A 12322-nucleotide genomic window follows, 5' to 3' on the forward strand; every position below is an offset into this window, starting at 1 on the left:
GGCCGGGCGGAGCGACCGGCGGCGGCGGCGGTGGCGGGGGCGAGCCCCGGCGGCGGGACGGTCGGGTCGGTCGAGGTCGCGGCACTCCAGGACGTGCCGTCCCAGTAGCGGTAGGTGTGCGGTCGACCAGAGGGATCGGGATACCAGCCGGCACTGCTCACGGGGGTCAGTGTGCCCCAGCCGGCGCGTCGAGACCGAGGTATCCCTCGGCCACCAGCTCCGCGACCACCGGCAGGTGGTCGCGGACGACCGCCGCCGGGTCGAGGTCGAGCAGCTGCGCCACGGCGGCGAGGATCCGGCCGAGGGTGAGCTCGCCGTCGCAGGCGCCGACGACGGCCGCGACGACCGTGTCGACCTGGCGGGCCCGGCGCAGGCCGCGCTGCTGCCGGAGCAGGATCGTCGCCGGGTCCGCCGCGCCGACCGGCCCGAGCGTCTCCTGGCGGACGTCGGGCCGCACGACCGGCCGCGCGTCGAGGCCGACCGGGGCGCGGCGGGCGTCCAGCCACCCGGCGACCGCCGGCGCGATCGGCTGCTCGACGTCGTAGGGCCAGTCCAGGAGCTCCCGCACGCCGCCGCCCCCGCCCGTCCGGTGCAGGTTGATCCAGCCGAACCCGATGCCGCCGACACCCTGCTCCTCCAGCCAGGAGAGCCAGGTGTCGTAGCGGGCGGCGTAGTCGGGGCCGCCGTGGTGGCCGGAGTCCTTGAGCCAGAGCTCGACGTAGGCGGCGGGGTCGAGCACCTCGCGCTGCACGACGAGCGCGTCGCAGTCGTCGGGCAGCCACGCGGCGAGCCGCTCGTCCCACGGCCGGTCGGCGGCGATCACCCAGTTGGCGAGCACCTGGCACCACCCGCCCTCGGTGAGGTGGCCCGGCGCGGTGCGCACGACGTGCTCGACGACGCGGTCGCCGGGGAGCCCCGAGTCCCGGTAGACGAGGCGCTCGCCGGTGGCCGGCGAGATGACGAACGGCGGGTTGGTCGCGATCAGGTCGAACCGCTCGCCGGCCACCGGCTCGAAGAACGACCCGTCACGCACCTCGACGCGCGCGTCCACCTCGTTGAGCGCGGCGTTGAACCGGGCCACCGCCAGGGCCCGCGGGTTGACGTCGGTCGCGACCACCCGGTCGCTGTGGACCGCCAGGTGCAGCGCCTGGACGCCGCACCCGGTGCCGAGGTCGAGGGCGGTGCCGACCTCGTGCCGGAGGGTCAGCTGGGCGAGCGAGGTCGACGCCGGGCTGATGCCGAGCACGTAGTCGGGGGTCACGCGGTGCGGAGCGCCGTCGAGGCCGGGCGTCAGGTCGCTGACCACCCACAGGTCGGTGCCGTCGTCGGTCGCGTACGGCCGGCAGTCCATGCGGGCGGCCACCTCGCCCACCGACTGCGCGAGCACGCCGGCCGCGGCGAGCCGGTCGACCAGCCCGCCGGGCAGTGCCCGCTCGGCGTCGGCGGCCGGCACGGCGTGCTGGAGGAGGAAGAGGCGCACCAGCGTCGCGAGCGGACCCGCGTCGGCCGGCGCCGCCGCCACCCGGCGCGCCGCGGGCGTCGTCTCGTTGCGGGAGAGCGCTGCGTGCGCCTCGGCGCCCAGCAGGTCGGCGACCGCGTCGTAGCCGAAGTCGGCCTCCAGCAGGGCGTAGCGCAGCGGCGCGGCGAGGTCGGGAGTCACGGGTACGACGTTAGGGGAGGCGGCTCACAGCACGCGGGCCGCGCGGCAGATGCCGCGCCCCGCCTTGACCGTGACGTAGCGGCGGGAGGGGTGGTAGCCGTACTCGATCGTCGTGGCGACGCCGCGGTGGCGCGCGTTGTACCAGCCGGTGAGGGTCGGCGACACCGTGCCCGACGGGTTGCCGACACCGAGGTGGCGCAGCGGCAGCGCGAGCTCACGGGCGAGGCGCCGCTGCCACGGCAGGTCGCCGCCGCCCTTGCCGACCGCGTGCAGCGGCTGGTGGATGGAGGCCACGTAGGCGGGCCGCACCCGGCGCAGGAACCGCATCATCGCGCGGGTCTCCGGCTCGCTGGCCGGCCGCGGACCGCCCCAGTAGCGCGAGCCGCGCGGGCCGCGGCTCCAGCCGCTGGTCGGCCAGTTGCGATTGAGGTCGACGCCGCGGGCGTTCTGGCGGGTGCCGCGGCGGTTGCCGTCGGGGTTCATCGTCGGCACCACCCAGACACCGGTGCCGCGCCGGGGCCGGACGTTCGCCCGCACCCACTGGGCCGTGCGCCGGCCGGCCTTCTCGTCCCCGTGCATCTGGCCGAGCACCACCAGCACGTGGTCGGCCTCGCGGTCGCCGCGGTACCACGCGCGGATCGGCCGGTCGCGCCGCGAGCTGCCAATCGTCTCGACCCGCTTGACGAACCAGTCCCGCGCCTCGTCGCCGCCGACGGAGGCGGCCGCCATCACGGGCGGCGCGACGGCGCCGGCGGGGCCGCCGGTGAGCTGGCCGGCGACCAACAAGGTGGAGAGGAGGGCAGGGAGGGCGTGGGCCCCGAGCGTCCGCATGGGCACACCCTAGGGAACGACGACGGCCCGGGCCGTGCCGAGCACGGTCCGGGCCGTCGTACGGGCCGCTGTTGCTACGGCGTCTCCACCGGTGCGGGCGGCGGGCTCTGCGCCGGCGTGCCGCCGACCTCGTCGTCCAGCTGCGACTCACGCTGCTTGGAGACGTAGACGGCCGCAGCGATGCCGGCCGCGGCGAGCACCGCGATCGCGATCCGCAGCAGGTCGTTCTCGTCGTCGCCGTAGGAGAGGCTGACCACCGCGCCGACGATCAGCAGCGACACCAGGTTCATCACCTTGAGCAGCGGGTTGATCGCCGGGCCGGCGGTGTCCTTGAACGGGTCGCCGACGGTGTCACCGGTCACCGTGGCGGCGTGGGCCTCCGAGCCCTTGCCGCCGTGGTGCCCGTCCTCGACCAGCTTCTTGGCGTTGTCCCAGGCGCCGCCGGCGTTGGCGAGGAACACCGCCATCAGCGTGCCGGTCGCGATCGCGCCCACGAGGAAGCCGGCGAGTGGGCCGACACCGAGGCCGAAGCCCACGGCGACCGGCGCGAGGATCGCGAGGATGCCGGGGGTCGCCAGCTCCCGCAGCGAGTCGCGGGTGACGATGTCGACGACCTTGCCGTACTCCGGCCGCCCGGTGCCCTCCATGATCCCGGGGATCTCGCGGAACTGCCGGCGCACCTCGTAGACCACCGCGCCCGCCGCCCGGCCGACCGCGTTGATCGCCAGGCCGGAGAACAGGAACACCACGCTCGCGCCGAGGAGGGCGCCGACGATGAGCTTGGCGTCGTAGACCACGAAGCTCTCCTCGACCTCGGCGGCGAACCGGCCCGCCTCGGCGAACGCGCTCTGGGTGTACGACGCGAACAGCGCGCTCGCTGCCAGGACGGCGGTGGCGATCGCGATGCCCTTGGTGATGGCCTTGGTGGTGTTGCCGACCGCGTCGAGCTCGGTGAGGATCTGCGCGCCCTCCTCGCCGACCTCGCCGGACATCTCCGCGATGCCCTGGGCGTTGTCGGAGACCGGCCCGAACGTGTCCATCGCGACGATGACGCCGACGGTCGTCAGCAGGCCACAACCGGCGAGGGCGACGGCGAACAGCGCCAGACCGCCGGAGCCACCGGCCAGCAGCGCGGCACCGAAGACGGCGGCGCCGATCACGATGGCGGTGTAGACCGCGGACTCGAAGCCGACCGACAGGCCGGACAGGATCACCGTCGCGTGACCGGTGAGCGAGGTGCGGCCGACGTCCTTGACCGGCCGGTGCTCGGTGCCGGTGAAGTAGCCGGTGAGCGCGAGGATCGCGGCTGCGAGCACGATGCCGATCAGCACCCGCCCCGGCGGCGAACACGGCGGGCGAGACGTCGGCCTCGGCGCCGGTGCCGAGGTCGGCCCAGTCGCCGGGCAGGTAGACGAACGCCGCGATCACGGACGCGACCCCGGCGATCGCCGCGGACAGGTAGAACGCCCGGTTGATCGTGGTGAGCCCGCTCTCACCCGGGCGGGGGGCGGCACAGATAGGTGCCGATCACGGCGGTGATCGCGCCGATCGCCGGGACGACCAGCGGGAACACCAAGCCCTTGTCGCCCAAGGCGAGCGAGCCCAGGATCAGCGCGGCGACCAGCGTCACGGCGTACGACTCGAACAGGTCGGCCGCCATGCCTGCGCAGTCGCCCACGTTGTCGCCGACGTTGTCGGCGATCGTCGCGGCGTTGCGCGGGTCGTCCTCGGGGATGTTCTGCTCCACCTTGCCGACCAGGTCGGCGCCGACGTCGGCCGCCTTGGTGAAGATGCCGCCACCGACCCGCATGAACATCGCAAGCAGCGCGGCACCGAAGCCGAAGCCCTCGAGCACGTGTGCGGCGTCGTCCTGGAAGAAGATCACGACCAGGCTGGCGCCCAGCAGGCCGAGCCCGACGGTCGACATGCCGACCACCGCGCCGGTGCGGAACCCGATGTTCATCGCCGGGTCACGGCCCTCGGTCTCGGCGGCGGCCGCGACCCGGAGGTTGGCCCGCACGGCCAGGGACATGCCGAGGTAGCCGATCGCGGCGGAGAAGCCGGCGCCGATCAGGAAGAACACCGACCGGAAGATCCGGACCGTCCAGTCGTCGGCCGGGAGGACGAGCAGCGCGAAGAACGCGACGGCGGCGAAGATCGCCAACGTCCGGAACTGACGGGTCAGGTAGGCGTTGGCGCCCTCCTGGACCGCCTGGGCGATCGCCTGCATCTTCGGCGTGCCCTCGCCGGCGGCGAGCACCTGTTGCCGGAACAGGGCAGCCATCGCGAGCGCCGCGAGGCCGATCAGCGCGACGATGGCGACGAGGACGAGATTGCCGCCTTCGACCTCCACAGCAGCGGGAAGGATCCCGGGCATGCGTTTCCTCCTGGGGGGAGTCAGGGACGGGTCAACGGACCCAGGCCATGGAACGTGGGCCGGAGTCTACGCACGCTGTGGCGGGGACCACACGCCGTCTGTGACCCGGATCACGCGCGTGTCGCGCGGAATCACCGCGCCCGGGCAGCACGGCACCGCCGCCACCCGAGCGGGTGCGGCGGGAGGGGGCGAGCCGGCCTCAGGCGAGGGCGGCGTCGGCGGAGGGGTGGATCGTGAACACCTTCGACAGACCGGTGATCCGGAAGATCTTGAGCAGCCGGTCCTGGCTGCAGACCAGCTGCAGCGTCCCGTCGTGGGCGCGGACCTTCTTCAGCCCGCCCACGAGGACGCCGAGCCCCGTGGAGTCGAGGAACTCGACCTGCTCCATGTCGATGATCAGGTCGTAGCTGCCCGCGGCCACCAGCTCGGTGATCGTGTCGCGGAGCTTGGGCGCGGTGTAGACGTCGATCTCGCCCCCCACGACGACGACGGTGCGGCCACCGACCTCGCGCGTCGACAGTGTCAGGTCCACGTCTCCCACCCTCAAGTCCGACCCGTCACGCTGGGTCCTCGCTGTGATCTCCGCGGCGGGCCCCCTCCCGGACGGCGTCCCGAGGGCAGGCACACCAGCGGTGATATCAAACCATGACCGACCGAACGAGTGCACGGTGATGGCTGTCGGGGGTGGTTGCGACAATCGGGAGGTGACCGCCTCCGCCCACCTCGCGCACCCCGGCCGGCCGGCCAGCGTCGACCCCGTCGCGCTGGTCTCCCGGCTCACCGCGGGCGCCTCCCGGGCGGACCGGCTGACCCACCTCGAGCGGCTCCCGGCGCGGCCCGCCGTCACCGAGGAGTGGCCGGCGTGGGCCGACCCGGACGTGGTGGCGGCGTACCGGCGGCGCGGCGTCGACCGGCCGTGGCGCCACCAGGTGCTCGCCGCCGAGGCCGCCCGCGCCGGGCAGCACGTGGTGCTCGCGACCGGCACGGCGTCGGGCAAGTCGCTCGCCTACCTCCTCCCCGCGCTGACCGCCGCGAAGGAGGGGCGCGGCCGGCGGGGGCAGCGCGGGGCGAGCACGCTCTACGTCGCGCCCACCAAGGCGCTCGCCCAGGACCAGCGCGCGGCGATCGACGGGCTCGGCGTCGACGTGCGGGTCTCGACCCACGACGGCGACAGCCCGCAAGAGCTGCGGGAGTGGACGCGCGACCACGCGGAGTACGTCCTCACCAACCCCGACATGCTCCACCGGTCGCTGCTGCCGGGGCACGCGCGGTGGGCGCGGTTCTTCGCGACCCTGCAGTACGTCGTGGTCGACGAGTGCCACCACTACCGCGGCGTCTTCGGCGCCCACGTCGCCCACGTGCTGCGCCGGCTGCGCCGCGTGTGCGCCGCCCACGGCGCCCACCCGACGTTCGTGCTCGCGTCGGCGACCGTCGCCGACCCGGAGGTGGCCGCGCGGCGGCTGACCGGTGCCGACGTGCTCGCGGTCACCGCCGACCACTCGCCGCGCGGCGAGGTCGCGGTCGCGCTGTGGGAGCCGCCGCTCACCACGCTGACGGGCGAGCAGGGGGGCGCCGGTGCGCCGGCCGGCCGCGGCCGAGACCGCCGACCTCCTCGCCGACCTGGTCGTCGAGGACGTCCGCACCCTGGCGTTCGTGCGGTCGCGGCGCGGGGTCGAGCAGGTCGCGCAGCGGGCCTCCGACCTGCTGGCCGAGGTCGACCCGGCGCTCGCGTCCCGGGTCGACTCCTACCGCGGCGGCTACCTCCCCGAGGAGCGACGAGCGCTGGAGGACGACCTGCGCAGCGGGCGGCTGCTCGGCATGGCGGCGACCAACGCGCTCGAGCTCGGCATCGACGTCAGCGGCCTCGACGCGGTGCTGATGACCGGCTACCCCGGCACCCGCGCCGCGTTCTGGCAGCAGGTCGGTCGCGCGGGCCGCACCGGCGGCGGGGGCGCTCGGCGTGCTGGTCGCCCGCGACGACCCGCTCGACACCTACCTCGTCCACCACCCCGAGGCGCTGCTCGGCCAGCCGGTCGAGGGGACCGTCTTCGACCCCGACAACCCCTACGTCCTCGGCCCGCACCTGTGCGCGGCCGCGCAGGAGCTGCCGATCACGAGCAAGGACCTGCCGCTGTTCGGGCCGGGTGCGCGCGCGGCGCTCGACGGCCTCGTGGCCGACGGGATGCTCCGCCGGCGTCCGACCGGGTGGTTCTGGACCGACCGCAACCGGGCGTGCGACCTCGCCGACATCCGCTCGACCGGTGGTGCGCAGGTCCAGCTGGTCGAGGCCGGGACCGGCCGGGTGGTCGGCACCGTCGACGGCGGCCGGGCGCACACGACCGCGCACGCGGGCGCGGTCTACGTCCACCGCGGGGAGACGTGGCTGGTCGAGGAGCTCGACCTCGACGACCACGTCGCCGTGCTGCGGCGGGCGGAGGTCGACTACACGACGACCGCCCGCGACGTGGCCGACATCGTCGTCGTCGAGGAGCGCGAGCACCAGATGTGGGGCCGGTGCCGGCTGTCGTTCGGCACCGTCGACGTGTCCAACCAGGTGACGGCGTACCTCCGCCGCCGCACGCGCACCGGCGAGGTGATCGACGAGACCCCGCTCGACCTGCCGGTCCGCTCGCTGCGCACCGGCGCGGTCTGGTGGACCGTGCCCGACGACGTGGTCGAGGCGGCCGGACTGACCCGTGCCGACCTGCCCGGCGCCGCCCACGCCGCCGAGCACTGCTCGATCGGCCTGCTGCCGCTCTTCGCCACCTGCGACCGGTGGGACATCGGGGGCGTCTCGACGGCCCGGCACCCCGACACCGGCGTGCTGACCGTCTTCGTCCACGACGGCCACCCGGGCGGTGCCGGCTTCGCCGAGCGCGGCTACGCGACGGCGCGGGAGTGGCTCGGCGCCACCCGGGCGACGATCGCCGCCTGCGAGTGCGTGAGCGGGTGCCCGTCGTGCGTGCAGTCGCCGAAGTGCGGCAACGGCAACGACCCGCTCGACAAGGAGGGCGCGGTGCTGCTGCTCGACGCGCTCCTCGCCGCGGCGCGGTGACGGGGTGACCCCGGCGGACTAAGGTCGCGCCATGGTGGTCCTCGGCGTGCTGCTCCTGGTGCTGGGCGTCGTGGGTCTCGCCGTGAGCTTCTTCGGCGCCGACGTCGACGCCGACGGCTCGACCGAGATCATGAGCTGGCACCTCGCGCCCGGCACACTGGTGCTGTGGGGGGCGGTCTCGACGCTGCTCGTGGTCGCCGGCCTGTGGAGCCTGAAGGTCGGCGCCAAGCAGGGCTGGCGACACCGCCAGGAGCAGAAGCGGCTGCGCGAGCTGTCGGACCGGCTCGAGCGGGCCGAGGGCGACCACCGCACCGACGGGGACGACGAGCGCCGCTGACGACCCGCCCCCGCTGCGGCCTCACGGCGTCACGCCGGCCGGGCCGGCCCGGGCCCGGGCGGCCAGGTCGCCGGTCTGGCCGAGCCACCGCGGCCCGGTGACCTCCACGTCGACGGTCACCTCCGTGCCGTCGACGGCGCAGCGGGTGAGCGTCGCCCCGTTGTCGGCCGCGATCGCGGCCGCCGACCCGCACGGGTCGCCGCCGTCGCGGGCCGCGGCGGCACCCGCCAGCGCCGCCAGGTCGGCCGCGGCCTGCGCCGTCCGGTGCCCGACCACCATCGCGCCGACCACCGCGAGCGCGCAGCCGACGAGGAGCAGCAGGCACGAGCACGCGACGGCCAGCAGGGTCACCGCACCGCGCTCGTCCGTCGACCGCGTCGCCGCGGCACGGGGCGGCCCCTTGGTCACGGCGTACTCCCCTCCTCGCTGACCGCCACCGCCTCCGCACGCACCGGCGCCCCCGGCAGGAAGCCGAACAGGCCGCCGGGCGCCGGCACCCGCCCCCCGGCCCGCGCCACCACCCGGTCACCCTCGACGACCACGTCGACCGTCACCCCCTCCGGGGCGACCCGCTCGCCGAGCGCCACGGCCGCCGCCCGGTCGTCCCCCCCGCGCGACCGCCCGCGCCGCCTCCCGCGCCGCGTCGACCGTGCGGACCTGCGCCGCCCCCACCGACAGGAGCCACACCAGCGCCGTCGTCACCGCCATCAGCACCGGGATGCAGATCGCCAGCTCGGCCGTGACGGCGCCCCGGTCTCCGGGGCGCCGCCGGGCCGCGGGTCGCCGTGTCATCCGATGCCGAGCAGACCGAGGACGTGGTCGTAGAGCGTCTTGAGCATCCGGTCGCCGAAGCCGCCGGTCAGCAGCTTGTAGAGCAACCCGGCGAGCCCCGCCCCCGCCGCCGTGCCCACGGCGTACTCCGCCGTGGTGATGCCGCGCTGGTCGCGTCGCCGGATGGACATCAGGTGTCGTGTCATGTCGCCTCCTGGTCGGGGCGGCCGCCCGGTGCGGTCCGCCGTCGCCAGGAGCCTCCGCCGCCGACCGGACATCGCCCCAACGCCCTGCCCCCGCCTGTGGAGGACGGCCGGCGGGCGAGGGGGCTGTGGACGACAGGCGGGCCGGGGGCGGTGTCGGTGCGGATTGGTCCCAAACCGCAGGCCGTGCACCCCGACACCCACGGATTGGTCCCAAACCGCACCCCCCACCACCCCGACCCCCACGGATTGGTCCCAAACCGCACCCCCACCACCCCGACCCCCACGGATTGGTCCCAAACCGCACCCCCACCACCCCGACCCCCACGGATTGGTCCCAAACCGCACGCCCAGCACCCCGACCCCCACGGATTGGTCCCAAACCGCACCCCCACCACCCCGACCCCCACGGATTGGTCCCAAACCGCACGCCCAGCACCCCGACCCCCACGGATTGGTCCCAAACCGCACGCCCAGCACCCCGACCCCCACGGATTGGTCCCAAACCGCAAGCCGGGCCGACCCTCACCACGCGATCGAGCGCGCCAGCCCCGCGACGAGCGGGACGATCCCGAGCAGCAGGAAGGCGGGGGAGCAGGCACACGCCGAGCGGCACCGCCGCCCGGACGCCGACGGCACGGGCGCGGTCCTCGACCTCCGCGCGGGAGCGGCGCGCCAGCTCCTCGGAGAGGCGCTCCACCGCAGCCACCACCGGCGCTCCGGAGCGGTGGGTGCGGGCCATCGTCCGGCCCAGCGGTCCGAGCGTCGGGTCGCCGGCGAGACCGGTCCAGATCGCACCCGGGTCGCCGCCGAGCGCCAGCCGGGCGGCCACCGGGGTCAACCGGTCCGCGGCCGCGCCCGGCAGCGCCCGGCACACGACGTCGATCGCGGCGCCGGGGGCGGCCCCGGACCGTGGGGCCGCTCCGAGGAGCGTGACGACGTGCGGCAGGTCGCGGCGTACCTCCCTCCCGCCGCAGCCGCGCCGACCGCGGCTCGACCCGACCGGCCGCCGTCCACACGCCGGCAGTGGCCGCGACACCGCCCGCGACCCCGAGCGGGCCGCCGAGCACCGCGACCGCGCCGAGGCCGGCGAGCAAGCTCCACAGCCAGCGCCACCGCCGGACCGGGCCGTCGTCGGGCCGGCCGGCGGCACCGGCCACATCTCCCAGGCCGCCCGCGCCACCCGGACCGCGGCCGGGCTCGAACGACAGCGGTCGCGGGAAGGCGAGGTACGCCGCGACGCCGGCCAGCACCGCCGCGACGGCCGCCATCACCGGCCCCGCTCGACGTCGCGGGCGAGCGCCTCGATCCACGCCAGCCCGGCGAGCCCGCACGCGAGTCCGCCCGCCAGGCAGGCGAGCCCGACCGGGTGGCCGAGCAGGAACGACCACGGATCCGCCCCCGCGCCGGTGCCCATCAGCAGTGCCACCACGGGCAGCGCCGCGACCAGGCGGGCAGTGGCCCGGGCGGAGGCGAGCTCACCGGCCACCACCCGTCGCGTGTGGTCGGCCTCGCGCAGCTCCTGCGCGACGCGCGCGACCGCGTCGCCGAGCCCGTGCCCCGTGCGGTGCGCCACCTGCCAGGCCGCGGCGACCACCCGGAGGTCGCCCGCCCCCCGGCTCCGCCGCCAGCTCCCGGAGGGCGGCGGGGACGTCCCCACCGGCGGCGCCGGTGCGGCTCGCCGGCTGCAGCGCCGGCCACTCGGCCGCCGCCCGCTCCAGCGCCGTCGCCGGCGTCTGCCCGGCCGCGAGCTCGGCGTGCAGGGCGTCGCAGGTCTCGACCACACGGCTCCGGACGCGGGCGGCCGCCCGGTCGGCACGGTGCCGCTCGACCAGCCGCACGGCCGCGGTGACGACGACGACGCCGATCGCCCCGAGGACCAGCAGGCGCGGCTCGTCGACCAGCCACCACCCGGCCCCGGCGAGCCCGGCGAGGACGCCGACGGCGCGGGTACGCCGCCGGCGCCGGGGCACCCGGAGCCCCCCGCCGCCGGACAGCGCCAGCGCGACCGCGGCGGCCGCGAGGGCGACCGCCACCCACGTCATCGCGGTCTCCGCGCCTCGATCAGGTCGAGCAGCCGCTCGGCAGCCGGCCCCGGCACGAGCACGCCGCCGCGGTCGACGGTCACCGCCGTGGCGGTCCGCACCAGCCCGCCGGGGGTGCGCTCGAGGACCGCCACCTCCCCCAGGCGGCGGGTCCCGTCACGGTCGCGGACCATGTGGAGCACCAGGTCGAGCGCCGCGGCCAGCTGGCTGTGTGCCGCCTCCCGGCCGAGGCCGGCGGCGAGCGCCAGCGCCTCGACCCGCGCGGGCAGGTCAGCGGCGGAGTTGGCGTGGAGCGTCCCACACCCGCCCTCGTGGCCGGTGTTCATGGCCGCCATCAGGTCGACCACCGCCCCGTCGCGCACCTCGCCGACGACCAGCCGGTCGGGGCGCATCCGCAGCGCCTGGCGCACCAGGTCGCGGAGCACGACGGCGCCGTGGCCCTCGAGGTTGGGCGGTCGCGCCTCCAGGCCGACGACGTGCGGGTGGTCGGGCCGCAGCTCGGTCGCGTCCTCCACCACGACCACCCGGTCCCGCGGGTCCACGGCGCCGAGGATCGCCGACAGCAGCGTGGTCTTGCCGGTGCCGGTGCCGCCGGTGACGAGGAACGCCAGCCGCGCGCCCACCACGAGCCGCACCAGCTCCAGCGACTCTGCGGTCAGCGTCCCCGCGTCGCGCAGCTGCTCGAGCGTGAAGCCGCCCCGCCGGGGCACCCGGAGCGAGATCGCCGTGCCCGGCCGCGCGAGCGGCGCCAGCACGGCGTGGCAGCGGGTGCCGTCGGGCAGCCGGACGTCGGCGTACGGCGCCGCGTCGTCGAGCCGGCGGCCGCCGCTCGCGACCAGCCGCTGCGCGAGCCTGCGGACGGCGTTCTCGTCGTCGAGCCGGACCCCTGCCCGCTCGAGGCCGGCGCCGCGGTCGACGTAGACCTCCCCTGCGCCGTTGACGAGGACGTCGGTGACGCCCGGCTCGCGCAGCAGGGGGTCTAGTGGCCCGGCACCGACCACGTCGCGCCGCAGCGCCTCGTAGACGGCGAGCACCGTGGCGTC

The 12322-nt window shown here is 76.0% G+C and carries 14 protein-coding genes and 2 pseudogenes; 4 read left to right on the forward strand and 12 right to left on the reverse strand.

The window, feature by feature from the left end; genetic code table 11:
* Positions 1–166: 166 nt before the first annotated feature.
* The 5 genes from MF408_RS07990 to MF408_RS08010 all read right to left on the reverse strand — a co-directional run bounded on the left by MF408_RS07990 (position 167) and on the right by MF408_RS08010 (position 5400).
* Complete coding sequence (locus MF408_RS07990; protein ID WP_240250938.1) at positions 167–1660, reverse strand: class I SAM-dependent methyltransferase; 1494 nt, start codon at positions 1658–1660, stop codon at positions 167–169.
* A gap of 24 nt (positions 1661–1684) precedes the next feature.
* Positions 1685–2491, reverse strand: coding sequence for a M14 family zinc carboxypeptidase (locus tag MF408_RS07995; RefSeq protein ID WP_240250939.1), 807 nt, complete (start codon positions 2489–2491; stop codon positions 1685–1687).
* 74 nt (positions 2492–2565) lie between these two features.
* Positions 2566–3822: a sodium/proton-translocating pyrophosphatase gene (locus MF408_RS08000; protein ID WP_240250940.1), complete on the reverse strand. Its 1257-nt coding sequence runs from the start codon at positions 3820–3822 to the stop codon at positions 2566–2568.
* A 161-nt stretch (positions 3823–3983) separates the two neighbouring features.
* Entirely contained in the window at positions 3984–4868 is an 885-nt protein-coding gene (locus MF408_RS08005) for a sodium/proton-translocating pyrophosphatase (protein WP_240250941.1), read from the reverse strand.
* Between the two features lie 199 nt (positions 4869–5067).
* Entirely contained in the window at positions 5068–5400 is a 333-nt protein-coding gene (locus MF408_RS08010) for an STAS domain-containing protein (RefSeq protein ID WP_240250942.1), read from the reverse strand.
* A gap of 139 nt (positions 5401–5539) precedes the next feature.
* On the opposite strand from MF408_RS08010, the pseudogene MF408_RS26765 reads away from it, so the two are divergent.
* The 4 genes and pseudogenes from MF408_RS26765 to MF408_RS08020 form a co-directional block, all read left to right on the forward strand.
* Positions 5540–6250, forward strand: a pseudogene (locus tag MF408_RS26765) (DEAD/DEAH box helicase); the annotation flags it as partial.
* 271 nt (positions 6251–6521) lie between these two features.
* Positions 6522–6752 (forward strand): annotated as a pseudogene (locus MF408_RS26770) (helicase-related protein); the annotation flags it as partial.
* Positions 6753–6828: 76 nt separating this feature from the next.
* Complete coding sequence (locus MF408_RS26775; protein WP_345893875.1) at positions 6829–7923, forward strand: Zn-binding domain-containing protein; 1095 nt, start codon at positions 6829–6831, stop codon at positions 7921–7923.
* A 31-nt stretch (positions 7924–7954) separates the two neighbouring features.
* Positions 7955–8260 (forward strand): hypothetical protein, encoded by a 306-nt coding sequence (locus MF408_RS08020; protein ID WP_240250943.1) that lies wholly within the window; start codon positions 7955–7957, stop codon positions 8258–8260.
* A gap of 21 nt (positions 8261–8281) precedes the next feature.
* Here the strand turns inward: MF408_RS08020 and MF408_RS08025 are convergent, their stop codons facing one another.
* The 7 genes from MF408_RS08025 to MF408_RS08055 form a co-directional block, all read right to left on the reverse strand.
* Positions 8282–8668: an Rv3654c family TadE-like protein gene (locus MF408_RS08025; RefSeq protein ID WP_240250944.1), complete on the reverse strand. Its 387-nt coding sequence runs from the start codon at positions 8666–8668 to the stop codon at positions 8282–8284.
* Positions 8665–8847 carry a hypothetical protein gene (locus MF408_RS08030; protein ID WP_240252220.1) on the reverse strand — a complete coding sequence of 61 codons (183 nt, stop codon included), beginning with the start codon at positions 8845–8847 and terminating at the stop codon, positions 8665–8667. The genes MF408_RS08025 and MF408_RS08030 overlap by 4 nt, the downstream gene beginning before the upstream one ends.
* Positions 8786–9052 (reverse strand): TadE family type IV pilus minor pilin, encoded by a 267-nt coding sequence (locus MF408_RS08035; RefSeq protein ID WP_345893876.1) that lies wholly within the window; start codon positions 9050–9052, stop codon positions 8786–8788. Before MF408_RS08035 ends, MF408_RS08030 begins: the two co-directional genes overlap by 62 nt.
* Positions 9049–9237: a DUF4244 domain-containing protein gene (locus MF408_RS08040; RefSeq protein WP_240250945.1), complete on the reverse strand. Its 189-nt coding sequence runs from the start codon at positions 9235–9237 to the stop codon at positions 9049–9051. Before MF408_RS08040 ends, MF408_RS08035 begins: the two co-directional genes overlap by 4 nt.
* Before the next feature lie 1267 nt (positions 9238–10504).
* Entirely contained in the window at positions 10505–10723 is a 219-nt protein-coding gene (locus MF408_RS08045) for a hypothetical protein (protein WP_240250946.1), read from the reverse strand.
* Positions 10713–11279: a hypothetical protein gene (locus MF408_RS08050; RefSeq protein ID WP_240250947.1), complete on the reverse strand. Its 567-nt coding sequence runs from the start codon at positions 11277–11279 to the stop codon at positions 10713–10715. The genes MF408_RS08045 and MF408_RS08050 overlap by 11 nt, the downstream gene beginning before the upstream one ends.
* The gene (locus MF408_RS08055; RefSeq protein ID WP_345893877.1) at positions 11276–12313 is read right to left on the reverse strand and encodes a TadA family conjugal transfer-associated ATPase; all 1038 of its coding nucleotides are present in this window, start codon (positions 12311–12313) and stop codon (positions 11276–11278) included. The genes MF408_RS08050 and MF408_RS08055 overlap by 4 nt, the downstream gene beginning before the upstream one ends.
* Positions 12314–12322 lie beyond the last annotated feature (9 nt).

It is taken from the genome of Nocardioides sp. TF02-7, assembly GCF_022437945.1.
Lineage (GTDB): Bacteria > Actinomycetota > Actinomycetes > Propionibacteriales > Nocardioidaceae > Nocardioides.

Excerpts from the sequence above, each read along its gene's own strand:
- MF408_RS08040 (WP_240250945.1), bottom strand. The coding sequence starts at position 9,237 with ATGACACGACACCTGATGTCCATCCGGCGACGCGACCAGCGCGGCATC.
- MF408_RS08050 (WP_240250947.1), bottom strand. The coding sequence starts at position 11,279 with ATGACGTGGGTGGCGGTCGCCCTCGCGGCCGCCGCGGTCGCGCTGGCG.
- MF408_RS07995 (WP_240250939.1), bottom strand. The coding sequence starts at position 2,491 with ATGCGGACGCTCGGGGCCCACGCCCTCCCTGCCCTCCTCTCCACCTTG.
- MF408_RS08020 (WP_240250943.1), top strand. The coding sequence starts at position 7,955 with ATGGTGGTCCTCGGCGTGCTGCTCCTGGTGCTGGGCGTCGTGGGTCTC.
- MF408_RS08005 (WP_240250941.1), bottom strand. The coding sequence starts at position 4,868 with ATGCCCGGGATCCTTCCCGCTGCTGTGGAGGTCGAAGGCGGCAATCTC.
- MF408_RS08035 (WP_345893876.1), bottom strand. The coding sequence starts at position 9,052 with ATGACACGGCGACCCGCGGCCCGGCGGCGCCCCGGAGACCGGGGCGCC.